Genomic DNA, 23362 nt, shown 5'->3' with positions numbered 1-23362 from the left:
AGCCCTAGGCCGGAAGGTCCACAGGTGCGCCGCCGTCGCGCTTAGTACTGGTTACCACCTCGGGTTTAGTCGTCAGTTTCTTTGCATCCGGCGGCACGAAGCTGATCACTGTGTCGCCGTTTTGCAAGCGGCGACTGGATTTGCTCAACCACTCCAGCTTGCCACTTTCCGGAATTAGGGCCAGTTGCACTGCCTCGTCTGGCAGGCTGCTGAGAAACTGGGACTCGTCGAAGCTCTCCGTGATACTGGTTTTACGAAAGCCCCAACCGCGAATGAGCCGGGTCCACATTTCGGCGTAGGATACATTGCTTGAAAATGCGGTGATTCCGCGACGGGTTTCGGGGACTTGGTGTTTTTCGCGCTCGCTGCCACTGTCGTGGGGCTGAAAAACGCGGTGGCGTCCAATATGGGGGGCGTAGTGGTTACACACCATGGAGTTGTAATGGTTGTTACCTGTGGCCGCCAGCACGGTGTATATGTTGTCCAGCGCCATCGCTTCCTCGGCCATATCGGACAATACTTCGCCGAACCAGGTTTCAATACCGCGCTGACGGGCCGTTTGTAATCGCGCCCACTCGCTGTCGGCGATGATCACATCCTGCTTTAGGTTCTTCAGCTCCAGTGCGAGTTCTATGGCCCACGGTGAGGCGCCGACAATCAAGATGCGGCCTTTGCCCGGCGAGCCTAATTTCAGTAGGCGGGTGAGGGGTCCCAATGAGAAGCCGTGGGCAAGTACCGTCACAAATATCAACATAAAGACGGCGGGTACCAGATACTGAGCATCACTAAAGCCGGCATCGATCAACGCTGGTGAAAATGCACCTGCAGAGGCCGCCGCCACCACTCCGCGAGGGGCGATCCAGCCAATTAACAATCGGTCGCGCCAGTCGCCACCCGCGCCGATCGTTGCCAGGTACACCGCGAGAGGGCGCACCACAAACAGAAACGCCAGCACCATAAATATCAGCGGAGGGTGTATCGCGCGAATGGATTCCATGGTGAGTGAGGCGGTGAGGACCACGAACAAAAATGACACGAGTATCAGTGTTAAATACTCTTTAAAGCGCCGCATTTCATCCAGACTGCGCAGGCGCATATTGCCCATCACAATGCCCATCAGGGTTGTCGCCAGCAGGCCGGATTCGTGCTGCACCAAGTCCGCCAGAGCATATACCGCCAGTACCGACGCGATGATTACTGGCGCTTTCAAGTATTCCGGTATCCAGCCCTGACGAAAGCTCACTCCCAGGCCGTAGGCAATGCCGCCGCCCAATAGCAGCGATACACTGATGGCCAGGCCCAGACTGGTTAATACGTGGCCGATCGCTGGGCCTTCACCCGAGTACAGCAAGTACTGGTAAACCAGCACCGCGAGCAGCACCCCGATGGGGTCGTTGATAATACCTTCCCACTTCAGGTAAGACGCGGTGCGCCGGTTTAGTTTGGCGTGTTTTAACAGCGGCATGATTACCGTGGGGCCAGTGACCACTAAAATCGCCCCGAGTAGCGCCGAGACGCCCCAACTGAGCTGGCCAACCCAATGGGCGGCGGCGGTGCCCAGCAGCCACGCAAAAATCACCCCGAGGGACGTGAGTCGCCGCGTAACTTTTGCGGTTTCTCGCAATTCGTGGAACTGAAGGTTCAGTCCCCCCTCAAAGAGGATGATCGCTACAAACAGTGAGGTAACGGCTTTTAAACCGTCGCCAAAGTCGTCCAGCGGCGAGATCCAGCCGCTGAGTGGGCCAAGTATCAGGCCACCCGCAGCGAGTAGTACAATGGCCGGCAGGCGGAACCGCCACGCCAGCCATTGACAGAAAATACCTAAAACCAGAATGCTGACCAGAGTAAGGGTCATAAACCACCAAAATTAAAAACTTGCGTTACAGCCCGCCACATTGGCATGAAGCGAGGTAGACAGTAAAGACGCGACAGCGATCAACGTCTACGCACAAATACCGGGCTAGGATGACGCAGGGTAAAGAGATAATGAAATGAAATGTAGTTCCTTGGGTGTTTTTCGCAACAGCTTTTTAGCCAGTGTATTGCTCGTGTCGGCCTGTGCTCTGCCTACTCAGGAGCGCGTGCTGTTCGATGGTGATGCGGGCAGCGTAGTGTTTGAAGGCCGGATGAATGGCGACATGCCGCGCGAGGGGAAATTGGTGTTTAGCGCCAGTCGCAGCGAATTTAGCGGTCGCTTTGACGATGCTGGCTTTCCAAAAGAAGGTGTGCTGACCCAGGTGTATTCTGATCGCTTCGGGGAGCCGCTCACACTCACTTTGGATGGCCGGTTTCGGTATAACGCCAGCGAGCGGCAGTTACGCTTTCGCGGCGCGTTTGTTTTGAGCGATAGCAAACAACGCGTATTGGCTGAGTCACACAAGAGCCAATGGGTGAGCCAATATCCGGCAGCGGTGTTTCGCATATCGCCGCCGTTGTTTGCCATGGAGGGCAAACAGCAGTATCGCCAGTATCGCCGCGATATCAGCCCCGCTAACGCCCCCCGCAGACTGTTGAGTATCTACCGTCCCGTGTCGGGGCCCTTCATTGTCAAAGCCAACTATCAAGACGGCCTGCCGCGCGGTGTTGCACAAATTCGCCGTGAACTCAGTAGCGGCCAGCGTTATGTTATTGAGCGCCAGTATTTTAACTATCAATTACCCGACCAGCGCAGTCACTACTTTTACTTTGAACCGGGCAGCTTTGAGCGGGTTAGCATTATCGGCGGTTGCGAAGCGCCAAACCTCACCGTCCCCCAGCAACTGATCAACGTCTATGCCTACGACTGCGACAGTGGCAATTTCTATGCATTGAGTGAAAGCCTGCCGGCCTCTGTGCTCAGTATTGCCAGCAGCCAGATCGATAACAGCGGCCGCTTCCACAAAGTACGCATCATGCACCACGGTAATACCTCAGAATTTGAGGTGGATGCCGAGGCCTTATTGCAGGGGGTATTGCGCCCCCACGGTCTGTATTTAGACTGGCATTACGGTCAATTGCGCGCCGCCCACCACGCACAGCACGGGCAAGCTGTTGGCGTAGGTATTGAGCAGCTTAGTGCTGGCGAGCCGCGTTTTATCAGCCACCGGCTCGAAGGCAGCGAGGGAAGCGCGCCATCTGAAAGTCAGCACGCCGCGCTCAATGGCCTAACAGCCAACGACGCTGAGCGCCTGGAGCAGATATTTAAAGCCAAGGGGGTAGGGAGTCTAAACACGCGCCGGGCGGAAGCGCTGAAATCTGCACTGGTGAAAGCCTATCAGCAACCAGCGGCGGATGCCGTCAAGCAATTGCCCGGCGCCTTGAGCCTTTATCAGCGCTGGCAGCAAGACTCTAATGCGCTGCTCTCCCGTTGGCCTTGGGCATCGCGCCGCAGTGCGAAGGATATCTCAACCCTGCGCCGTGCGCTGCTTGCCAAACACCAGCACTACAGCGAACAACTGGAAGCGCTGCATGCAGAGCAGGCGCTGCGCTTTTGCCGGAGTCAGGGTGAGAGCTTTGATGCATTGCGCTGGCAGTGCCGCCTACAGGCCGATGTGACCATTGCGCAGATATGTCAGCAGGCCTACGGTATTAACCGATGCGACGCAATGCAGGCCGAGTTTGGCGCCAATAGCCAGTAAGCTAGCGCTGGTGTCGGCGGCAAAAAACTCTACAATGGGCGGCCTTTTTGCCGCCTTTTTTATACTGGAATTATCGATTTTATGTGGTTTAAAAATCTGCTCGTCTACCGTTTTACCCGTCCCTTTAGCACCAGCCTGGAAGAACTTAATGAAAAGCTCAGTGCCGCGGCATTCCACCCTTGTTCGAGCCAGGAGCAGTCGAGCTATGGATGGAGCAAGCCCCTAGGCGACGCCGGCAGCGAGTATCTGCACGCGGCAAACGGCTGCGTCATGTTGTGTGTTAAACAGCAGGAAAAAGTCTTGCCTGCCGCCGTGGTTAACGAAGTGCTCGATGAAAAAATTCGCGAAATTCAAGAAGCTGACGGGCGCAAGCCGGGCCGAAAAGAGCGAACGGATATGAAGGAAGAGATTGTTTTCGACCTGCTGCCGCGCGCTTTTTCGCGATCCAGAAAGCTGTACGCCTATATCGACATTGAAGCGGGCTTGCTGTTTGTCGACAGCGCCTCCCACAAAAAGGCCGAGGAGCTTCTCACCCTGTTGCGCGAGACCCTTGGCAGTTTGCCCGTCATTCCTTTGAAAGCTAAGAACACTGCTCAGCATTGTCTGACCGAATGGGTTGCCGGCGCAGCGCCAACCGGTTTTGAATTAGGCGGAGAGTGTGAATTGCGTGATCGCGCTGATGAAACGGCCGTCATTCGCGCCAAAAACCAAGACTTGTCCTCGGAGCAAATTCAAAGCCATTTGCAGTCTGGTATGTTTGTCAGCAAGTTGGCCATGACATGGACCGGCGGGATCGATTTCGTGGTTGATGATCAGCTGAGTATAAAGCGTATTGCGTTTGGTGACTTGATCCGTGAGCGCGCCGACGACATCAATGCCGATACCATGGCCGAGCAATTCGATGCAGACTTCAGCATTATGGCGGGCGAATTTGCGAAATTTATCCCGGCAGTCATTGCCGCCTTTGGCGGCGAAGAGGTGGAAGAGGGCGCCGCATAGTGCGCCATAGCATGCAGTAATGCGCTGATCATGCAGACCAGCGCATTGCCTTACTTGCCGCTGCGGGTGATCTTGTCCAGATAGCCCATCGCAAAAGCAGACACCACAAAGGTGATGTGCAGCAATAAATACCACATAATTTTATCGTTATCGATCTGCTTGGCGTTCATGAATACCTTAAGCAGATGAATAGACGAAATTGCCACGATAGAAGCCGCGACCTTGTTCTTAAGTGAGCCCGCATCCAACTTGCCGAGCCAGCCAAGCTTATCGGCGTCATCATCGACATCCAGCTGGGAAACAAAATTTTCGTAACCGGAAAACATCACCATCACAATCAGGCCACCCACCAGGGCGATGTCGATTAACGACAGGGTGACGAGAATTAAATCTGCTTCCTTCATCGAGAGAATATGCGGAAACACATGGAAAATTTCCTGGAAAAATTTGATGCCAAGAGCAAGCAAGACCAGGCTGAGGCCGAGATAGATCGGCGCCATGATCCAGCGGGATGAATACATGAGTTTTTCAAACATTTTTTCCATGGCGGTAAAGACTCTGTATTAAAACGAAGGGTTATTGGCCAACAGGCAGTTGGGCGCGATAATAACGGTGATACCGCGGAGACTCAACGGATAAAATGCCCGCCTGCCTGCTACAATCAGAGCCCCTAGATTCTGCCAATAGATACTGCCAATCCAAGTAAGGAAGCCGAATGGCCAGGACAAAAACTGCCAAAAAGAAAGCCCCCGCTAAACAAAAGAGCTTTGAGCAAACCCTGTGGGACACCGCCGACAAGCTGCGCGGCACGGTGGAGTCCTCTGAGTACAAGCACGTGGTGCTCAGCCTGATCTTCCTCAAGTTTGTCAGTGACACCTTCGAGCAGCGCAAGCAGCAGCTCATTGACGAGGGGCAGGGCGACTACGTGGACATGGTGGAGTTCTACACCATGAAAAACGTGTTCTACCTGCCAGAAGCAGCCCGCTGGTCATCTATCCAGAAGCAGGCCAAGCAAGACGACATCGCGGTGAAAATCGACACTGCCCTGCACACTCTGGAGAAGAGCAACCCTGCACTGAAAGGCGCCTTGCCCGACAACTATTTCTCACGCTTGGGTATTGATGTGAGCAAGCTGTCGGCGCTGATCGACTCCATCAACAATATCGACACTTTGGTGCGCAGCGATATGGCCAGCCCGGAGCAGCAGGCTGCCAGCGAGCTGGATATTGTCGGGCGGGTGTATGAGTACTTCCTGGGCAAGTTTGCCGCCACCGAGGGCAAGGGCGGGGGCGAGTTCTATACCCCTAAGTGCGTGGTTAACCTGCTGGCGGAAATGATCGAGCCCTACCACGGCAAAATCTACGACCCTTGTTGTGGCTCGGGCGGTATGTTCGTGCAGTCCGTTAAGTTTATCGACAACCACCAGGGCAACAAGAAAGACATCTCCATTTACGGTCAGGAGCAAACCAGCACCACCTACAAGCTGGCCAAGATGAACCTGGCTATTCGGGGCATCTCCGCCAACTTGGGCGAGGTGCCCGCCGATACCTTCTTTAAAGATCAGCACCCGGACCTCAAGGCCGACTTCATTATGGCCAACCCGCCTTTTAACCTGGATCAGTGGCGCGGCGCCGATGAACTCACCGACGACCCGCGCTGGTCAGGTTACGACGTGCCGCCGGTGGGCAACGCCAACTACGCCTGGATACTGCATATGGTGTCCAAACTGTCTGATCGCGGCGTCGCGGGCTTTGTATTGGCTAATGGCTCTATGAGCACCAATACCAAGGGCGAGGGCGCCATTCGCCAAAAGTTGATCGAGAACGATTTGGTGGACTGCATGATCGCGCTGCCGGGCCAACTGTTCTACACCACCCAGATTCCCGTTTGCCTGTGGTTTATCACCAAAAACAAAAAGGCGGAGGCCATACCCGGCCACCCAGACAGTAACCACCGTGACCGCCAGGGTGAAACCCTGTTTATCGACGCCCGCAATATGGGCAGCATGATCGACCGCACCCACAAAGAACTCACCGGTGATGACATTGCTGAGATTGCCCGCACTTACCACGCCTGGCGCGGTGAAGCGAAGGATGCCAGTTATGAAGACAAGCCCGGCTACTGCAAAGCTGCCACGCTGGACGACATCAAAGCCAATGACTATGTGCTAACGCCAGGGCGCTATGTGGGCGCGGCTGAGATCGAAGATGACGGCATTCCCTTTGAGGTGAAGATGGCGGAGCTTACCCAGACGCTTTATAAACAGATGGATGAGGCTTCGACGCTGGATGGGGTGATTCGGGAGAATTTGGCGGGGCTTGGGTATGGGCGGTGAGTGGCAATCAGCTCGGCTTCTTGATCTGTATGATGTTAGTTCAGGTCTTTCCAAGCCAGCAAAGGACTTTGGTTCAGGGTTCCCTTTTTTGGCTTTCAAGGACGTTTTTAACAACGCTTTTGTGCCCTCCAACCTGTCGCAATTAGTGCAGTCTAATGAGAAGGAACAGGTAAAGTGCTCGGTCTTATACGGAGACGTTTTTCTAACTCGTACCAGCGAAACGATGGACGAGTTAGGTATGAGCTCAGTGGCCTTAAAAGACTATCCTAATGCCACATTCAATGGCTTTACTAAACGCCTGAGACCGAAAGAGTCGAACGACCTGGTGCCGGAGTACGTTGGTTACTATCTGCGTAGCCCTATGTTTCGGCAGACAATGCTGTCTTTCTCAACTATGTCCACTAGAGCCAGCTTGAACAACGAAATGATAGGTAAGCTGGCCATCGAGTTTCCCGCGCGGGAACAACAGCGCGTAATTGCTTCATACCTGAAGTCCTTAGACGACAAAATCGAACTCAATCGCCAGATCAACACCACGCTGGAGTCCATGGCGCAGGCTCTCTTCAAAAGTTGGTTTGTGGACTTTGACCCCGTTATCGACAACGCGCTGGCGGCGGGCAATGACATCCCCGACGCTCTGCAAGCGAAAGCTGCCAAGCGCCAAGCCCTGGGAGATAAGCGCAAACCCCTGCCAGATGGCCTACAACAGCAATTCCCCGATCGCTTTGTGTTTACCGAGGAAATGGGGTGGGTGCCGGAGGGGTGGGAGGTTGGCAGCATCTACGAGTTGGCAGAAGTTGTTTATGGCGCCCCTTTTTCCTCAAAGCAGTTTAATGAGGATAGACAGGGGCGGCCGATTATTCGGATCAGAGACCTAAAGACGGGGACTCCGCAGATGTGGAGTGAGGAATTGCATCCGAAGGCAACTCTTATAACAGGTGGTGATGTCGTAGTGGGCATGGATGCGGAGTTTAGGCCTGTACTGTGGTCCGGAGAAGATGGCTATCTCAACCAGCGATTGTTTTTGGCTAGGCCTCGAGCAGACTATATAAATAGCTTTTATGTGCAATTTTCTCTTTCCCCCCTTTTGGCGCTTGAAGAGTTAGCTCAGGTGGGTACGACGGTTGCCCATCTAGGGAAAAAGGACATTGATAAGTTTGTCACCCTCAAGGCTAGTCATTCTGCGATTAGTGCGTTCTCCAAGATCACTGGCCCGATGCATGGACGACTTGTTGGAAATTATAAGGAACTTCGGGTGTTGGTTAAAATTAGGGACACCCTTCTCCCCAAACTCCTTTCCGGTGAACTCCGCATTCCCGAGGCAGAAAAGCAGCTGGCCGAGGCGCTATAGCGTATGGGTTGGGCGTTGGGCATGATGGTGTTTTGCCTGTGTAGCGATCGCAGGGCGGCGATATGAGCACCAATCCGATGAATGAACTGCTTATCTTTGAAACCGACCAACAGCAAGTGGAGGTGCGCCTGCAGGGCGAGACCCTTTGGGCAACTCAGAGCCAGATGGCGGAGCTGTTTGCCACCTCTACCGACAATATTGGTCTTCACTTGAAGAACATCTATCAAGACAAGGAGTTGGATGAGGGGGCAACTACCGAGGATTTCTCGGTAGTTCGTCAGGAAGGTAAGCGGCAGGTACGTCGAACTCTGACGCACTACAATCTCGATGCCATTATTTCTGTGGGTTACCGGGTAAACTCCAGTCAAGCCACGCGTTTTCGGCAGTGGTCTACTCGTGTGCTGCGGGAATACCTGACTCAAGGCTATGCGCTGGATAAGGCGCGCTTTGAGCGCAATGCGGCCGAGTTAGAGCAGGCCTTGTTGTTGATTCAGCGCACGGCGAAGCGCCCGGAGCTGAGCAGTGAGGCGGGCCGTGGCTTGGTGGATATTGTCTCTCGCTATACCCAGACCTTTCTCTGGCTGCAGCGCTATGACGAGGGGCTACTGGAAGAGCCTGATGGGCAGAGCGGCGGCACATTGCCCTGCCAGAGGGTATGCAGGCTTTGCTGGCGTTAAAGCAGCAGTTGATCACCAAAGGCGAAGCCAGCACTTTGTTTGGATGGAGTGTGGAAACCGTAGGTAAGCACATGAACATGGTGTTCCAGGAAGACGAGCTGGATCTCGGGGCAGTTGTCGCCAATTTTGCGCCAACTGCCGAGCACTTCTCGGTAGTTCATCGTTATCATTAAAAGGCAATTTAGCCCATGAATATCAGTGCTGAACAAGTTGATCTTTGGCGAACGGCATCATCGGAATCGAAGATTCTGGGGCTTAAAGAGGCCAAAACCCAATAGAATCCAAGCGATAGGCTCGCTACATTCCCGCTTGGGCCTAAAGGTATTTCATAGCAAACCCCATGGTGGTGCGCGAAGCCTTCTAACCGGTTGAAAAATAAAGACTATCTTATTTCATTGCAAATCCAACTATCTGTAAAAACCGGGTAGTTGCTCGGGAAACTGTCACTATGATGACCATTCATGCCACCAAGAAGTTAATGGCGAAGCTGCCGGTGAACGAGGCGGGCCTATTACCACTGAGGGAAAAGACGATTTACCTTGCCGAGCGGGATGATGCTGCTCCCAGCCCATTGGGTAGCTGGCATGCGAATCTGTTGACGCTACAGCGGCGCAACTGCGTATTACTGGTGCATGATCAAACGCGCTTTCCGGTATTTATTCCCGCCTTGAAAAAAGCAGACTTGGCGAACCTGGATTGGTGGTTTAGTGATGCCTTGATGAATACTTTGCTGAAATGTGGCGCCAACGACCGACAGATGGCGCTGGCCGCCGAAATGCTGCATCGATTGCAGGTGGATTCGGTCTGCGACCGCTCGGTGCAGGGCACAATGAATCGGATGGCGAGTGATATCGAGCATATGCTCTACTACGATTCGATTAACCTTGCTGAAATTACAGGCTATCGGCTTAGTGCTTGGCTAGCCCACCGGCCTTGTAGCGTCAAAGGACGAAAAGACTGTGTTTGGCCGGACCGGGAGTTTTTTGCGTTACTGGATCAGGCAGCGTTGTCTGGCCCGATACCAGACAATGTGATTAGTTTGGACGCTCACAGATAATAAGTACGATGTAAGCGCGCTAGTGGGGCGGTTGTAAGAAGCTAGCCATAGGGATCGGTATAAACGGAAGGTTCTTTAAGGAAGAAAAATTGGAAGAACTGTCATTATTTAGTGCTGTTAGTCGAGCAGTGAGATGTAGTCTTTAAGCAAAGACACTGTTTGCGGGAGTTGCTGTCTTTGTAGTGTCGCCAAAAAGGTCTCAACGTTCATTGTTGGGCTTTTTAGCGCCAGACGTTGTTGGCGAAGGGCTGAGCAGCATGGCCCAGGTGCCATATCAATTTGGTAGAAGATGAATTCGTCCGGATGCAGGGCTTCAATGCCAAAGGGGCGAAGTTTGTGTTCCGGAAAGTCCTTTAGGTTCATGGTGATTATGGCATCTGCATTGCAGCGGATAGCCGCAGCCAATACATGACGGTCGTCTGGATCTGGCAGTTCTAAGGTGTCTATCAGGCCTTCATAACCGCTTACCTTCGCGTCCAAGATGTGTGTATCCATCAGCTGACGAGTGGCTTCCAGTTTGTCTCGGCTGTGCTGGCCTGTGCGGAGCAGTCCGCGAATCCATTCCTCGTGGATATGATCGGTCCAATGTGCCTTGAATAGGTCAATCATTGCCAACCGCATTAAGGTATCCCGCAGCGGTGCGGGATACAGCACGCAAGCATCAAATACCACGGTAAACTTGCTCATGGGTCTCTAGTACCCCATACCTTCGTCCTGAGATAGTGCTGTTAGCTGATTCAGTGCGTCGTTCCGCTTTTGCTGTGTTTGCTCCTTGTACGCCATAAGGTCTGTGAGCAGTACCCGGCGGTGCGCGCCGACCCTCCGGAAGGGGATCTCACCCTTTTCCAGCAAGCCCACCAGAAAGGGGCGACTGACGTTCAGTAGATTTGCCGCTTCCTGAGTACTGATTTCTTGGTGATGGGGGACAAGGCTGATTGCGTTACCTTTGGACATCTCTGCCAGCACATCCAGCAGTATTTGCAGGACATGACCGGGCAAAACCAAGTCATCGGACTCGCCGTTACTGCCCTTTAACGATAGCTGTACTCGCTCAGCATCGGTGTACTTAGAAAGAGTCCGGCTGCTCTCTTTAGCTTGCTCAACCTCCGTTGGATTAGGCATGTGCAATACATTGTTCATGGTTTTCCTCCTACGTGGCAAGATTGCCGCACGGCCAGTGGCCTATTGTCTGCTCAATATAAACGAAATAAACGAAATAAACAAAATGAAAAATAAGGGCTTTCCTTCCACGGGTAATCGAAGTCGCGGTAACATCCAAGCTTTGCACCAACGCTGAGCCGTACGTCTAATAAATCGGTGCAGGAATGGCGAATTGGCACAAGGATGAAGTGATAGATGAGCTTTAATGAAGCCATGCTGGAGATAGCCATTATCGACCTGCTGGGTGAGCAGGGTTACCCCCATAGCCTGGGTGGTGAGCTAGCCCGCGACACGAGGGAGGTGTTGCTTAAAGACGACCTGCGGGCGTATCTGATGCGCCGCTATGCCAGCGACAACATCACCTCAGGTGAAATCGACGCCATTATTCGCAAGCTTGAGGCCTTCTCTGCGGCTGACCTGTATGACTCTAACCGGGCGATTCACCGCTTGGTGGCTGATGGTTTTTTGCTCAAACGCGAAGCCGTGGCTGATGCCCGGCACAAAAGCCAGAAAGACCTCTACATTCAGCTCATTGATTACGTGGGGCTGCCCGAGGCGAGAATGCCTGACCCCGACTCGCTGGATGCCGTAATAGCACATGACGAAGAAGGCTATGCCCTGGAGCGCGATGACTGGAATACCTACCGGGTAGTCAGCCAGTTAACGGTTGAGGGCAACGAGACGCGTATTCCCGATGCGGTGCTCTACATCAATGGTTTGCCCTTGGTGGTGTTTGAGTTCAAGAGCGCGGTGCGAGAAGAGGCAACAATCCATGATGCCTATGTGCAGCTGACCACCCGCTACAAGCGCGATATTCCCGAGTTGATGAAGTACAACGCCTTGTGTGTCATCAGTGATGGCGTGAACAGCCGGGTGGGCTCACTGTTTGCACCTTACGACTTCTATTACACCTGGCGCAAAGTCACCGGCGATGAAACCATCGAGCAAGATGGCATCAATGCTCTGCACACCATGTTGGAAGGCTTGTTCGACCAGCGTCGCTTGCGGGAGGTGCTGCGTCACTTTATCTACTTCCCGGATGTGTCCAAGAAAGAAGAGAAGATCGTTTGCCGCTACCCCCAGTTCTACGCGGCCACCAAGCTCTACGAGAACATTCTGCGTCACCGCAAGCCAGAGGGTGATGGCAAGGGCGGCACCTACTTTGGTGCCACCGGCTGCGGTAAAAGCTACACCATGTTGTTTCTTAGCCGGTTGCTGATGAAGAGCCTGGCCTTTGAGAGCCCGACGATTGTGCTGATTACCGATCGCACCGACCTGGACGATCAGCTTTCCAAGCAGTTCACCAATGCCAAAACTTATGTGGGCGATCAGACCATCGTGAGTGTGGAGAGCCGCGCCAAGTTGCGAGAGCTGCTAAAAGGGCGCAGCAGTGGCGGGGTATTCCTGACGACCATTCACAAGTTCACCGAAGATGCCGAGCTGCTCACCGACCGCAGCAATGTGATCTGTATTTCAGACGAGGCGCACAGAAGCCAGGTGAACCTGGACCAAAAGGTGCGGGTCACTGAGAAGGGCGTGAGTCGGACGTTTGGTTTTGCCAAGTATCTGCATGACTCGCTGCCCAATGCCACGTATGTGGGCTTTACCGGTACCCCCATCGACGCCACCCTGGATGTGTTTGGCGAGGTGATCGACAGCTACACCATGACCGAGTCGGTGAAAGATGAGATCACCGTACGGATTGTGTACGAGGGCCGCGCGGCCAAGGTGCTGCTGGACAACAGCAAACTGGAAGAAATCGAGCAGTATTACGCTGAGTGCGCCGAAGAGGGCGCCAGCGACTACCAAATAGAAGAGAGCAAGAAAGCCAGCGCCAATATGAGCGCCATATTGGGCGACCCCGACCGCTTGCGGGCACTGGCCGTGGACTTTGTTCAGCACTATGAAACACGGCTAGAAGAGGGCTCCACCGTTAAAGGTAAGGCGATGTTTGTGTGCAGCAAGCGTGAGATCGCCTACGACTTCTGGCAGGAGGTGATAGCCCTTCGGCCGGAGTGGAACGAGGTGCTGGCCTGCGAGGCGGGCGCTACGCTGACCGAGCAAGAGCAGAAAGAGGTCAAGCCCATAGAGCGGGTGAAGATGATTATGACCCGGGGCAAGGATGACCCCAAAGCGCTCTACGATATGCTTGGCACCGCTGAATACCGCAAAGAGCTGGACCGCCAGTTTAAGAACCCCAAGTCCAACTTCAAGATCGCCATTGTGGTGGATATGTGGCTGACGGGCTTTGATGTGCCGTTCCTCGACACTATCTATATCGACAAGCCCATCCAGCGCCATAACCTTATTCAGACCATTTCTCGGGTGAACCGTAAGTACGAGGGCAAAGACAAAGGCCTGGTGGTGGACTACATCGGCATCAAGAAGCAGATGAATCTGGCGCTGGCCCACTACAACAAAGCTGATCAGCAGAACATCGAAGAGATCAACCACTCCATTGTGGTGGTGAAAGACCACCTGGACTTGCTCAACAAGTTGTTCCATAAGTTTGATGCCAACGACTACTACCACGGCAGCCCGGTGCAGCAGCTGCACTGCCTGAATCGTGCTGCTGAGTTTGTGCAGGTCACCGATAAGATCGAGAAGCGCTTTATGGCCTTGGTAAAGCGCCTGAAAGCAGCCTATGACATCTGCAGTGGCTCAGAGGGCATCACTCAGGCTGAGCGTGATCAGATCCACTTCTATATGGCGGTGCGCTCTATCGTCTTTAAGCTCACCAAGGGCAATGCACCCGATACCGCGCAGATGAATGCCAAAGTGCGGGAAATGATTAAAGACGCCCTGCAAGCCGATGGCGTGGAAGAAATTTTCAAAATGGGCGAGGAAAGCGAGGGCGTCTCCGACCTGTTCGACCCTGATTACTTGGCTAAGATCGACAAGATCAAACTGCCCAACACCAAAATCAAGCTCCTCCAGCAACTACTGGCCAAAGCCATTGAAGACTTCAAGAAGGTCAACAAGGTGCAGGCGCAAGACTTTTCCAAGCGCTTCAAGGCACTGGTAGATGCCTACAACGAGCGCAAGGAAGACGATGTTCTGGTCAGCGATGTGCTCGAAGACTTCTCGGTTGAGATCATAGACATGATCCACGCCCTCAAGGACGAGTACGCCTCCTTTGAAGACCTGGGTATCGACATCGAAGAAAAGGCCTTCTACGACATCCTAAAGCGCCTAGCGGTGAAGTACGACTTCAGCTATCCCGAAGACAAACTGCTGCCACTGGCTCAGGAAGTGAAGGCCGTAGTGAAAGACAAGGTCAAATACACCGACTGGAACCAGCGCGATGACATCAAGGCAGAGCTAAAGGTCGGGCTGATACTGGTGTTGGCCAAACACGGCTACCCGCCGGTAGACCGCGATGAGGTCTACAAGGAGATCTTTGAGCAGGCGGAGAATTTTAAGCAGCACGACATCACTAACTGAGGTTTAGCGGGGCGCATGAGAGAAATATCAAATCAAGAATTACGCTTAGCTGATATTCCAGGTGATGATGCACCTGATTTTGAACTGCAGGAGTTCGCCCTTACATTCAATGGTTACGCGGAATTTCCTGATGATTCTGGTAGGGACAGCTGTGCGGTGATTGCGAATAGCAAGGATCATAGAAGCCTTAGCAGGGTAAGAGCGTGCTTGTTCTTCGAGCAACGACGAGGGCGCCAGTCTGACATTGGATGGGATAGGGCGGAGGCCCTAAAGTTGCTTGCGCTAATTAGAAAATTTGTGCAAGAAAAGCGCTATAGGCTGCCGGGCGTCAGAGGGAAAAAAGGGGCGTCTACGGCAGATTTAGTGCAAGAGATAAACTCCCTTTGTGAGGCGAACATTGCCACCATCCGGCGTATATCTCAGTTTAATGCCGAGCGAGAGATCAGAGACGAAATCAATAGGCGCCTCCGTGCAGTTCACAATGTGCTCGGCATGGCTGCGGGCTCAAGGCGGTTTGGTTGTCTTTATATTGAAAAAAATCTTGATGAAGCGGAGCCGTTCATTGCAGAGCACGCGATACCTGTATCTGCTCTGGTCAAGCTGTTTGAGAGGGGTATGCCTTTTGTTGATCTAGCTTTCTTTCCCGTGTCACTCATTAGCAAGATTTCCGACCGACGCCTGGCTGAAGCGAAGTTAACTAAGTCGGGGCATGATGAAAGCTTCAAGGAGGTCTTTAGGCGATACGCGATTGCGGGGATTGCTCTGGAAACACATGACGGAAAGCCTGTTGACGCTGAGACTTGGACTATGGATGACCACCTCTCTCTGATACGCCGTACCCCTGCATTGAATGAAGTATACGATACGGTGTTTCGGCGAATAGCCTCTAATTAAGTGACGGGTCGAGCGACGGTCTGAACAATTAGCGAAAACAAAAAAGCCCTGTAAAAACAGGGCTTTAATGATTTTTTATGGCGGTGAGGGAGGGATTCGAACCCTCGGTACGTTGCCGTACACACACTTTCCAGGCGTGCTCTTTCGACCACTCAGACACCTCACCAAAACAGGTACAGCCGAGGCTGCGTTTTGAGGGCCGACACTCTAAGGGATTTTCTACGCCTTGGCAATTGTGAATTTACATTGACGCATGCGGCTGCGCTAAGAGTGGAACATTTCTTGCGTCGACGTTGCTGCTTATTCACGCTACGCCTTGTGCGGCTAAGGATATCCAATGTTGTATACCCCGGAGATGGTGTCGCGCCTTCAGAAGCTGCGCTCCAGATTGTATGCCGAGTTTGGCATTCGTATTCGTTTGGCCGATCCGGAATTGCTAGATATTTTGTCGGCGTTGGCGCCCCGCACCCGCGACCCTATCTCGAAAAACACCATCGGCGAGCTACTCAGCCTCGCTGGTCGAGAGTCGGCGGAGAAAAAATCGCTGGAGGCTATTACCGAGATTACCTACCGGGGACATAAGATTCCCTCTACTGATGAGCAGCAAAACCCGGCCCCCGGCGCTAAAAAGCATGTGTACCGGGGACGGGTGTTTTATAAGTAAGGTTTTCTGCTGGCGGTGTTAGCCGCCAATATTTCCCAGAACTTCAATGTAATGCTCAATGGGCAGGTTCTCAGGGGCTTCGGTCATTGCCTCTGATAAGGCCTGCTGCATGCGTGCATTGAAGTCTGCAATGCTCTGGTCCGCTGTCAGGGGAGAGGGCGAAATACTGGGGGGCTGACGGTGCAGAGTTGCCTGTTCGTAGTCGTAAGCGATGGCAAGTCCGGTTCCCTCGTCATACTGACGAACGAATATTTCCATGCCTCGTGGTACACCAACGCTGTCGTCAAAGCCGACTGGCACGACGATTGAGCCCATTTGAGTGGTCGAGCCGAAATCGCAGGTTCTGCCGCCGGTCGGCCCTGGGCTCAAAATCAGCGCATCCAAGCGTACCTGTGCACCACTTTCGTCCAGTACCGGTTCGCCTGACTCATCGACCAAGGCGTCCATAAGTGAGGTGGTGTAGTCACGCATTTCTATCAGACCGTTGAGCTGGGCTTCGCTGGGTGCAAGATTTGGGTCGTCTGCGGCAACAAGCGCGAATAGCGCGGCCGTGCGCGGTCCCACTCTGCCTGTTTCAAGTATGCCGTCCAGGCCACTGCAGGCCTCGCGCTCATGGGCGATGGAGTCGGAGCCGTTGGTGGCAATCGCCAGGCTGCTTACGCAGGCTCTGGGGCTGTCTCCGCCTTCTTCCTCGAAGGTGAGGAAGTATTGGTTCATATCATAGTGCCGTGAACCCGCGCCGCGGCTCTCAAAATCGGGGAGGTAGATGTCATAGACCTCTGCGCCCAATTCGCGCATTTTTTCAACAGCGGCGCTAATCAGTTCGCCCTGGGCGCCGGTACCTGCCGCATCGCTGTTGCTACCCAGCTGTTTTACCACGCCAATTTTTCTTCCCTTCAGGCCATATTTTTCCCGGTCCAGAAAGCTCATATAGCTTTCGGGCCGCAATTCGGCAGGGTAGAGAAGGGTTTTCGGGTCGCGGGGATCAACACCCGCCATTGCATCGAGCATTAACGCTGCGTCACGCACCGTTCTTGTCATTGGCCCACCGGTGTCGCGCTCGTGGCTGAGAGGGAAGATACCGTGCTGAGAGATAACACCTAAACTGGGGCGGATGCCCACTAAGCCGTTAACTGAGGAGGGATGCCGAATTGACTGGCAGGTGTCACTACCGGTGCCGCCAAGGGCAAAGTTGGCGGCGATAGACGCGCCGGTGCCAGAGGATGAACCAGCGGGGCTTTCTGAGGTGTTATAGGGGTTGCTTACCTGGATGGCGCGATTGGAAAAGCCAGTGGTAAAAAAGGCGAATTCGTCTTGATTGGCCTTGCCGAGAATGACTGCTCCAGCCTGTCGCAAGCCCGCAACCGAGTGGGCATCTACCCCGGCCTGATGGCCGAGCATACTGTAGGAGCCCTGTGTGCTTGGGTAATCGTAGGTGTCGTAGTTGTCTTTCAATAAAACGGGCATACAGTGCAGCGGGCGGTCGCCGATGCCACCGTCACGTGCATAGAGGGCATCCAGCGCCTTGGCCTGGTCGATACTGTCGGGGTTAACAGCAAGCACGCCGCGAATAGGCAGTCCACCGTTTGGTTGAGGGGTGTCGTTATAGGCGAAGATTCGCTGGATATACATATTAACGAGGGCTTCGCAGGTGAGTCGCTGACCATCGGCAAGGCTGAGATCGCCGCGAAGCGCCGCGTGGACGTCCGCCGTGGTGGCTTCCTCCAGCACAAATTCCCCACCTGGAGTGGTAGGCGGCGTGGGCGGCGCGCTGGTACTTGATGAGCTGGACGAGCCGCCGCACGCAGCAAGTGCGAGGACGATGGGGGCTAGGGTGTATGCGAATGCACGCTGCATAGTGAAATTACCTCTAATAATGTATCGCTTCCTGGCGAACTGCTCACCTCCCTGTGTAAATGGCTAGCTAGGCTAGTGTTTGCGACGTTTGTGGTTTCTCAGTAACAGTCACCAAACAGCAGCAAACAGCGTGCCAGTATCGATTTATCGCCGCTTGCGCTATGAAGTTGCCAGTCGACTGCTTATCATTGTCGCCAGATGTGGAATAACGAAGTGGAAGAAAAAATGAAGTGTGCGATGGTGCCGGTAACGGCATATCAGCAAAATTGCTCGGTGCTGCTCTGTGAAGAAACGGGGCAGGCCGCGGTGGTTGATCCAGGCGGCGATATAGACCGCATCGAGGCAGCGTTGGAGCAGTTGGGCGGCAAACTGTCAGTGATTTTGCTGACCCATGGCCATATGGATCATTGCGCGGCGGCAGATACCTTGCGCCAGAAATACGGGGTGCAGATCATCGGGCCGCATAAGGACGATGCATTCTGGATCGACAAATTGCCTGAATGGTGCCAGATGTCAGGCTTTCCCCATGCGGAGGCCTTCACACCGGACCGCTGGCTGGATGACGGTGAGTCCGTTAGTTTCGGGAACCAGCAGCTGGCGGTCAGTCATTGCCCGGGGCACACCCCGGGGCATGTGGTGTTTTTTCATGCGCCGAGTAAGCTGGCGATTGTCGGTGACGTGTTATTTCAAGGCTCGATCGGTCGCACCGACTTCCCGCGCGGTGATTACGACACCCTGATTGCGTCCATTCGAGAAAAACTCTGGCCGCTGGGGGATGATGTCACTTTCATCCCCGGCCATGGCCCGACCTCGACATTCGGCGAGGAACGCCAGACCAATCCCTTCGTTGCTGACAGTCGCTATGGGTGATCACGTGGAAGAAAAACAGTTCACGCATTTTGATGCCCAGGGCCAGGCGAGCATGGTCGACGTCACCGATAAAGCGGTAACGGCCAGGGAAGCCGAGGCGACAGGCCGTGTGGTGATGCAAGCAGAAACGCTGGCTATGGTTGCCGCTGGCAATCATAAAAAGGGTGATGTGCTCGGTGTAGCCAGGTTAGCTGGCATCCAAGCGGCAAAAAAATGCAGCGATTTGATCCCCCTGTGCCACCCGCTGATGCTGTCTTCAGTCAAGGTCGATTTTGACATCGACAGTGCAGGGCAGTGCGTGCACATTCGTGCGCGGTGTAAATTAGCTGCGCAAACCGGCGTCGAGATGGAAGCCCTAACGGCTGTATCTGTGGCTGCATTGACGATCTATGACATGTGTAAGGCTGTTGATAAAGGCATGTGCATTGAGGGCATCCGCCTTCTCAGCAAGCGAGGCGGGCGTTCCGGCGAGTGGTCGGCGGAGGGGCATGACCATGATTAAGGTCTTGTTCTTTGCCAAACTGCGTGAAACCTTGGGCACCTCTGACTTGGAAATTGACTACGCCGGCACCGTAGCCGACCTTAAGGCACAGCTGTCCATGCGTAATGATTGTTGGGCCGAGCAGTTCGCCCAGGAAAATTTGCTATGCGCGATTAATCAGCAAGTTGCTGCCGACGAAAGCCCTGTTTCCGAGGGTGATGAGGTTGCTTTTTTTCCTCCAGTTACAGGAGGTTAAGTTAAGTGATTAAAGTTTTAGTTCAGGTTGAGGATTTCGATGCAGGCGCTGAAGTAGCGCAACTGCGCAGCACCGCCAGCGGCGCAATTGTGCAGTTTGTAGGCGTAATGCGCGATAACAACCAGGGCGATACAGTAGCATCGATGCACCTGGAGCATTACCCCGGTATGACCGAGTCCAGCATCGAGCGCATTTTGGTAGAGGCGAGTGAGCGCTGGTCCTTGCTTGGCTGCACCGTTATCCACCGAGTTGGTACCGTGCTGCCCGGCGAGCAGATTGTACTGGTTGCGGTGAGCGCGGCGCACCGTCACGCAGCATTTCAAGCCTGTGAGTTCGTTATGGACTACCTTAAAACCCAGGCGCCATTTTGGAAAAAAGAACAATTGCACAACGGTGAGAGCCGTTGGGTGGACGCCAGGGAAAGCGACGATAGGGCCGCCGCGCGGTGGTAGGGCGTCAGCCGTTCGGACGAGCTGTAACAGCATCGGTGAATGCATTCCCACGGTATACTACGCGCTCCTCACGCCGGCCCATACGCAGGTCGGCGGCGAATCACAGATAACAGGATATTTATGAGCTTCGATCCCCGTAACTTCCGCAATGCCCTCGGTCAGTTCGCGACAGGTGTGTGCGTAATTACCGCCAATCCACGCGGCTATGAGCCTTTCGGTATGACGGTTAATTCATTTGCCTCGGTGTCGCTGGACCCGGCTCTGGTGTTGTGGAGCCTGCGTAACGACTCCGAATGTTACCCGGCCTTTGAAGCGGCCGATGGCTTTACGGTCAACGTACTGAGCCAAGAGCAGGTTGGCCTGTCCAACCAATATGCGAAGAAAGATGCTCACCAACTGGATAAGGATCACTACCGCATTGGTAAAAGTGGCCTGCCGGTTCTGCGCGGTGCACTCACTAGCTTTGAATGTGATATCTGGCAGCGCTATGATGGCGGGGATCATTTGATTCTTGTTGGTAAAGTTACTGAAATGGACCTGAGTCCCACTGGTAAACCTCTTGTTTTCCACGGTGGTGGCTATCAGGAACTGCGCTAGGACTTTGCCTCTCAGCGGAGTAGCGGTATAGATGAAGTTTTGCAGTGAGTGTGGTGCGCCGGTTGAACTCCGTGTGCCGGAAGGAGACGACCGACCACGTTATACATGCACTCAGTGCGACATTATTCATTACCAAAACCCCCGTGTGGTGGTGGGCTGCCTGCCCACCATCGGCGATCAGGTTCTGCTTTGCCGGCGCGCTATTGAGCCACGGTTGGGCTTCTGGACGATTCCCGCCGGTTTTATGGAAAACGGCGAGACGATGCTGGAGGGCGCTCTCAGGGAAACCCGTGAGGAAGCGGCCGCCAAAGTGAAGGACGAGAGCCTGTATCGATTATTCGATATTCCCCATATCAATCAGGTGTATGTATTTTTTCGCGGTGAACTCGACGGCGATTTCGGCGTCGGTCCGGAAAGCCTGGAAAGTAAGCTTTTCCGAGAAGAAGACATTCCCTGGTCCGAGCTGGCGTTTCCGGTGGTTACCGATATTTTGATAGATTATTTCGAAGACCGTCGGCGCAACGATTACCCCATTCGCCTGGGTAAGCCCGGCCCCCTCTGGGCCAAGCACGTAAACTGGAACTTCGACCAATAGCCGCTGCGCGGCACCCGGGTAGGGTGTCAGCGCTCGGTGTATAGTACTCCATTCACTTTCTGGTCAGCCCGAATACGATGAATAATGTAGATCTAATTTTGCTTGTTAGCAGCGCGGTAGCGCTACTGCTAGGGCTGGGTATTGGTGCGCTGATCTGGCATCGCATAGCCGTGCTTGAGCGACAAAAAACGGACCAGCAAATGGACGCATTACGTGCACAGAGCGAAGACCTTAACGCGCGTTTAGACACCGCACAACATCGCTTGAATGCCGCTGAGCAACGGGCTAATGAGGCGCAGCGGGCTGAAGCCGTTGCTCAGGACAGAGTGCGCCATCAGGCAGAGGAGCTGGTAAAAGCCGAGGCGTACCGCAAGCAACTGGCGGACGCTCAGGCGGCGCTGGCACGCAAAGAGAGTGACTATCAGCACCTGCAAACTGCCAGCGCCGAGCAAATTGGCCTGCTCAAGCAGGCCAAGGAGGAACTGAGTGCGCAGTTCGAGAAGTTGGCGCACAAGATCTTTGACGAAAAATCCCGCCGCTTTAGCGAGAGTAATCAACAGAGCCTTCAGCAGTCGCTGAATCCCTTTCGCGAACAACTTAAAGGCTTTCAGGAGCGCGTAAACCAAATTTACGACATCGAAAATCGCCAGCATGGTGAATTGCGCGAGCAGTTAAAAACCCTTCAGGAAATGAACCACAGTATCAGTCGCGAGGCGCACAACTTAACGCGCGCGCTTAAAGGGGACAACAAGGCGCAGGGCAACTGGGGCGAAGTGATTCTGGAGCGGGTGTTGGAGGAGTCCGGGCTGCGCAAGGGTCACGAGTATGACACCCAGCAAAGCTTTACCGATGAACAGGGGCGCCGCCGTCAGCCCGACGTGATCGTCCACCTGCCTGACGACAAAGACATCATTATTGATGCCAAAGTCTCTCTTATCGCTTATGAACGCTACTGCAGCAGCGAGGATGACAGCGAGCGCAGCGCAGCGCTCAAAGAACATATCCAGTCGGTGCGTCAGCATATTGGGGGCCTGTCGACTAAGGCCTATCAGCATATTGAGGGCCTGCGAACCCTGGATTTCGTGTTTATCTTTATCCCGGTGGAGGCCGCGTTTATGGCGGCTTTTGAACATGATCCGGAGCTGTTTCGCAGCGCGTATGAGCAAAACATTGTGGTTGTCGGGCCGACAACCTTACTGGCGACGCTGCGCACGGTGCAGAGTATCTGGCGTTACGAGCGCCAAAACCGCAACGCCGAGAAAATTGCTCGCGAAGCGGGTGCCTTGCACGACCAATTTGTATTGGTGTCCGAGTCTCTGGAAGACCTGGGTAAGCACCTGGAGAGAGGCCAACAAGCCTATGAGAAAACCCTTAAGCGTATGACAGAGGGGCGCGGCAACGTGGTCGGTCGTATTGCCAGACTGGAGGCTCTGGGCGCGAAGGTTAAAAAGCAGATTCCAGCGGCACTCAGCGATCGCGCTGATCTGCAACACGACGATACTGACAATTCAGCGATAGATGATTGAGGAGTAAATCATGGCGTTCCCCAAAATCGGTAATATGGCTCCCGCCTTTACGTTGCAAGATCAAAATGGCGACAAAGTCAGCTTGAAAGATTTCAAGGGTAGTAAAAATGTGGTTTTGTATTTCTACCCCAAAGCGAAGACGCCAGGTTGTACCGTGCAGGCCTGCGGTATTCGTGACACGCAGAAAGAATTTGCTAAGCGGGACACCGTGGTGCTGGCTGTTAGCCCCGACCCGGTTGCGAAATTGAAGAAATTTGAAGAAAACCCCAAGAAGGAAGAGGCGCCGTTAAACTTTACCCTGTTGTCTGATGAAGACCACGCCATAGCGGATAAGTACGGCGCCTGGGGGCTCAAGAAGTTCATGGGCCGTGAGTACGATGGCATTTTGCGTACGACCTTTATTATTGGCAAAGATGGCCGCTTAAAACATGTGATGGAAAAAGTGAATACCAAGCGCCATCACGACGACGTTATCAGCTTGCTCGATGGGCTGGATTTAGACTGAAACCGCGCATAAATACGCATAGGC

23 protein-coding genes and 1 tRNA gene are annotated in these 23362 nt (G+C 53.9%); 17 read left to right on the top strand and 7 right to left on the bottom strand.

What is annotated here, in order from left to right; translation table 11 throughout:
* Positions 1–4: 4 nt before the first annotated feature.
* Entirely contained in the window at positions 5–1855 is a 1851-nt protein-coding gene (locus tag H573_RS0100460; protein ID WP_027872559.1) for a cation:proton antiporter, read from the bottom strand.
* A gap of 136 nt (positions 1856–1991) precedes the next feature.
* On the opposite strand from H573_RS0100460, the gene H573_RS0100455 reads away from it, so the two are divergent.
* A complete protein-coding gene (locus H573_RS0100455; protein WP_027872558.1) occupies positions 1992–3617 on the top strand; it encodes a hypothetical protein in 1626 nt (541 codons plus the stop codon).
* An 81-nt stretch (positions 3618–3698) separates the two neighbouring features.
* Positions 3699–4616 (top strand): recombination-associated protein RdgC, encoded by a 918-nt coding sequence (rdgC, locus tag H573_RS0100450; RefSeq protein WP_027872557.1) that lies wholly within the window; start codon positions 3699–3701, stop codon positions 4614–4616.
* Between the two features lie 50 nt (positions 4617–4666).
* Here the strand turns inward: rdgC and H573_RS0100445 are convergent, their stop codons facing one another.
* On the bottom strand, positions 4667–5161 hold the full coding sequence (locus H573_RS0100445; protein WP_027872556.1) for a TIGR00645 family protein: 495 nt from the start codon (positions 5159–5161) through the stop codon (positions 4667–4669).
* A gap of 170 nt (positions 5162–5331) precedes the next feature.
* Between H573_RS0100445 and H573_RS0100440 the strand changes: the two genes are divergently transcribed.
* The 3 genes from H573_RS0100440 (at position 5332) to H573_RS16390 (ending at position 8979) form a co-directional block, all read left to right on the top strand.
* Positions 5332–6951: a type I restriction-modification system subunit M gene (locus tag H573_RS0100440; protein WP_027872555.1), complete on the top strand. Its 1620-nt coding sequence runs from the start codon at positions 5332–5334 to the stop codon at positions 6949–6951.
* Positions 6941–8302: a restriction endonuclease subunit S gene (locus H573_RS0100435; RefSeq protein WP_027872554.1), complete on the top strand. Its 1362-nt coding sequence runs from the start codon at positions 6941–6943 to the stop codon at positions 8300–8302. The genes H573_RS0100440 and H573_RS0100435 overlap by 11 nt, the downstream gene beginning before the upstream one ends.
* A 62-nt stretch (positions 8303–8364) precedes the next feature.
* Entirely contained in the window at positions 8365–8979 is a 615-nt protein-coding gene (locus H573_RS16390; RefSeq protein WP_051170768.1) for a virulence RhuM family protein, read from the top strand.
* Here H573_RS16390 and H573_RS19630 read toward each other — a convergent pair.
* On the bottom strand, positions 8976–9140 hold the full coding sequence (locus H573_RS19630; RefSeq protein ID WP_205618877.1) for a hypothetical protein: 165 nt from the start codon (positions 9138–9140) through the stop codon (positions 8976–8978). The two genes, H573_RS16390 and H573_RS19630, sit on opposite strands and share 4 nt — an antisense overlap.
* A gap of 287 nt (positions 9141–9427) precedes the next feature.
* Between H573_RS19630 and H573_RS0100425 the strand changes: the two genes are divergently transcribed.
* Positions 9428–10036 (top strand): DUF6933 domain-containing protein, encoded by a 609-nt coding sequence (locus H573_RS0100425; RefSeq protein WP_027872553.1) that lies wholly within the window; start codon positions 9428–9430, stop codon positions 10034–10036.
* Positions 10037–10153: 117 nt separating this feature from the next.
* Here H573_RS0100425 and H573_RS0100420 read toward each other — a convergent pair whose 3' ends face one another.
* Together H573_RS0100420 and H573_RS0100415 are read right to left on the bottom strand one after the other, a co-directional pair.
* A complete protein-coding gene (locus H573_RS0100420) occupies positions 10154–10723 on the bottom strand; it encodes a PIN domain-containing protein (protein ID WP_027872552.1) in 570 nt (189 codons plus the stop codon).
* A gap of 6 nt (positions 10724–10729) precedes the next feature.
* Positions 10730–11176, bottom strand: a complete 447-nt coding sequence (locus H573_RS0100415) for a helix-turn-helix domain-containing protein (RefSeq protein ID WP_027872551.1) — start codon at positions 11174–11176, stop codon at positions 10730–10732.
* 216 nt (positions 11177–11392) lie between these two features.
* Between H573_RS0100415 and H573_RS0100410 the strand changes: the two genes are divergently transcribed.
* The gene (locus H573_RS0100410; RefSeq protein WP_027872550.1) at positions 11393–14641 is read left to right on the top strand and encodes a type I restriction endonuclease subunit R; all 3249 of its coding nucleotides are present in this window, start codon (positions 11393–11395) and stop codon (positions 14639–14641) included.
* A 15-nt stretch (positions 14642–14656) separates the two neighbouring features.
* Positions 14657–15535, top strand: coding sequence for a hypothetical protein (locus tag H573_RS0100405; RefSeq protein ID WP_027872549.1), 879 nt, complete (start codon positions 14657–14659; stop codon positions 15533–15535).
* Positions 15536–15613: 78 nt separating this feature from the next.
* On the opposite strand, the gene H573_RS0100400 is transcribed toward H573_RS0100405, so the two are convergent.
* Positions 15614–15701: transfer RNA gene (locus H573_RS0100400), tRNA-Ser, on the bottom strand.
* A gap of 171 nt (positions 15702–15872) precedes the next feature.
* Here H573_RS0100400 and H573_RS0100395 point away from each other — a divergent pair.
* Complete coding sequence (locus tag H573_RS0100395) at positions 15873–16199, top strand: hypothetical protein (protein WP_027872548.1); 327 nt, start codon at positions 15873–15875, stop codon at positions 16197–16199.
* Between the two features lie 18 nt (positions 16200–16217).
* Here H573_RS0100395 and H573_RS0100390 read toward each other — a convergent pair whose 3' ends face one another.
* Entirely contained in the window at positions 16218–18056 is a 1839-nt protein-coding gene (locus H573_RS0100390; protein ID WP_084497800.1) for an amidase family protein, read from the bottom strand.
* Between the two features lie 225 nt (positions 18057–18281).
* Between H573_RS0100390 and H573_RS0100385 the strand changes: the two genes are divergently transcribed.
* From H573_RS0100385 to bcp, 8 genes are all read left to right on the top strand, one after another.
* A complete protein-coding gene (locus tag H573_RS0100385; RefSeq protein ID WP_027872546.1) occupies positions 18282–18926 on the top strand; it encodes an MBL fold metallo-hydrolase in 645 nt (214 codons plus the stop codon).
* Positions 18927–18930: 4 nt separating this feature from the next.
* The gene (moaC, locus tag H573_RS0100380) at positions 18931–19428 is read left to right on the top strand and encodes a cyclic pyranopterin monophosphate synthase MoaC (protein ID WP_267878891.1); all 498 of its coding nucleotides are present in this window, start codon (positions 18931–18933) and stop codon (positions 19426–19428) included.
* Entirely contained in the window at positions 19415–19663 is a 249-nt protein-coding gene (gene moaD, locus H573_RS0100375; RefSeq protein ID WP_234701815.1) for a molybdopterin converting factor subunit 1, read from the top strand. The genes moaC and moaD overlap by 14 nt, the downstream gene beginning before the upstream one ends.
* A gap of 8 nt (positions 19664–19671) precedes the next feature.
* Entirely contained in the window at positions 19672–20115 is a 444-nt protein-coding gene (moaE, locus tag H573_RS0100370) for a molybdopterin synthase catalytic subunit MoaE (RefSeq protein WP_027872543.1), read from the top strand.
* A gap of 120 nt (positions 20116–20235) precedes the next feature.
* The gene (locus tag H573_RS0100365) at positions 20236–20712 is read left to right on the top strand and encodes a flavin reductase family protein (protein WP_027872542.1); all 477 of its coding nucleotides are present in this window, start codon (positions 20236–20238) and stop codon (positions 20710–20712) included.
* 31 nt (positions 20713–20743) lie between these two features.
* Entirely contained in the window at positions 20744–21307 is a 564-nt protein-coding gene (locus H573_RS0100360; protein WP_027872541.1) for an NUDIX hydrolase, read from the top strand.
* Between the two features lie 77 nt (positions 21308–21384).
* Positions 21385–22833: a DNA recombination protein RmuC gene (locus H573_RS16385; protein WP_036255401.1), complete on the top strand. Its 1449-nt coding sequence runs from the start codon at positions 21385–21387 to the stop codon at positions 22831–22833.
* A 10-nt stretch (positions 22834–22843) separates the two neighbouring features.
* Positions 22844–23338, top strand: a complete 495-nt coding sequence (gene bcp / locus H573_RS0100350) for a thioredoxin-dependent thiol peroxidase (RefSeq protein ID WP_027872540.1) — start codon at positions 22844–22846, stop codon at positions 23336–23338.
* The last annotated feature ends 24 nt before the right edge of the window (positions 23339–23362 follow it).

It is taken from the genome of Neomelitea salexigens DSM 19753 (assembly GCF_000422345.1).
Lineage (GTDB): Bacteria > Pseudomonadota > Gammaproteobacteria > Pseudomonadales > Spongiibacteraceae > Spongiibacter > Spongiibacter marinus_A.
This window is presented reverse-complemented; position numbering and strand designations above follow the sequence as displayed.

Bases quoted from the DNA above. Each gene is read 5' to 3' on its own strand.
- H573_RS0100460 (WP_027872559.1), bottom strand. From the start codon at position 1,855: ATGACCCTTACTCTGGTCAGCATTCTGGTTTTAGGTATTTTCTGTCAA.
- H573_RS0100455 (WP_027872558.1), top strand. From the start codon at position 1,992: ATGAAATGTAGTTCCTTGGGTGTTTTTCGCAACAGCTTTTTAGCCAGT.
- rdgC (WP_027872557.1), top strand. From the start codon at position 3,699: ATGTGGTTTAAAAATCTGCTCGTCTACCGTTTTACCCGTCCCTTTAGC.
- H573_RS0100445 (WP_027872556.1), bottom strand. From the start codon at position 5,161: ATGGAAAAAATGTTTGAAAAACTCATGTATTCATCCCGCTGGATCATG.
- H573_RS0100440 (WP_027872555.1), top strand. From the start codon at position 5,332: ATGGCCAGGACAAAAACTGCCAAAAAGAAAGCCCCCGCTAAACAAAAG.
- H573_RS0100435 (WP_027872554.1), top strand. From the start codon at position 6,941: ATGGGCGGTGAGTGGCAATCAGCTCGGCTTCTTGATCTGTATGATGTT.
- H573_RS16390 (WP_051170768.1), top strand. From the start codon at position 8,365: ATGAGCACCAATCCGATGAATGAACTGCTTATCTTTGAAACCGACCAA.
- H573_RS19630 (WP_205618877.1), bottom strand. From the start codon at position 9,140: ATGAACTACCGAGAAGTGCTCGGCAGTTGGCGCAAAATTGGCGACAAC.
- H573_RS0100425 (WP_027872553.1), top strand. From the start codon at position 9,428: ATGATGACCATTCATGCCACCAAGAAGTTAATGGCGAAGCTGCCGGTG.
- H573_RS0100420 (WP_027872552.1), bottom strand. From the start codon at position 10,723: ATGAGCAAGTTTACCGTGGTATTTGATGCTTGCGTGCTGTATCCCGCA.
- H573_RS0100415 (WP_027872551.1), bottom strand. From the start codon at position 11,176: ATGAACAATGTATTGCACATGCCTAATCCAACGGAGGTTGAGCAAGCT.
- H573_RS0100410 (WP_027872550.1), top strand. From the start codon at position 11,393: ATGAGCTTTAATGAAGCCATGCTGGAGATAGCCATTATCGACCTGCTG.
- H573_RS0100405 (WP_027872549.1), top strand. From the start codon at position 14,657: ATGAGAGAAATATCAAATCAAGAATTACGCTTAGCTGATATTCCAGGT.
- H573_RS0100395 (WP_027872548.1), top strand. From the start codon at position 15,873: ATGTTGTATACCCCGGAGATGGTGTCGCGCCTTCAGAAGCTGCGCTCC.
- H573_RS0100390 (WP_084497800.1), bottom strand. From the start codon at position 18,056: ATGCAGCGTGCATTCGCATACACCCTAGCCCCCATCGTCCTCGCACTT.
- H573_RS0100385 (WP_027872546.1), top strand. From the start codon at position 18,282: ATGAAGTGTGCGATGGTGCCGGTAACGGCATATCAGCAAAATTGCTCG.
- moaD (WP_234701815.1), top strand. From the start codon at position 19,415: ATGACCATGATTAAGGTCTTGTTCTTTGCCAAACTGCGTGAAACCTTG.
- H573_RS0100365 (WP_027872542.1), top strand. From the start codon at position 20,236: ATGAGCTTCGATCCCCGTAACTTCCGCAATGCCCTCGGTCAGTTCGCG.
- H573_RS0100360 (WP_027872541.1), top strand. From the start codon at position 20,744: ATGAAGTTTTGCAGTGAGTGTGGTGCGCCGGTTGAACTCCGTGTGCCG.
- H573_RS16385 (WP_036255401.1), top strand. From the start codon at position 21,385: ATGAATAATGTAGATCTAATTTTGCTTGTTAGCAGCGCGGTAGCGCTA.
- bcp (WP_027872540.1), top strand. From the start codon at position 22,844: ATGGCGTTCCCCAAAATCGGTAATATGGCTCCCGCCTTTACGTTGCAA.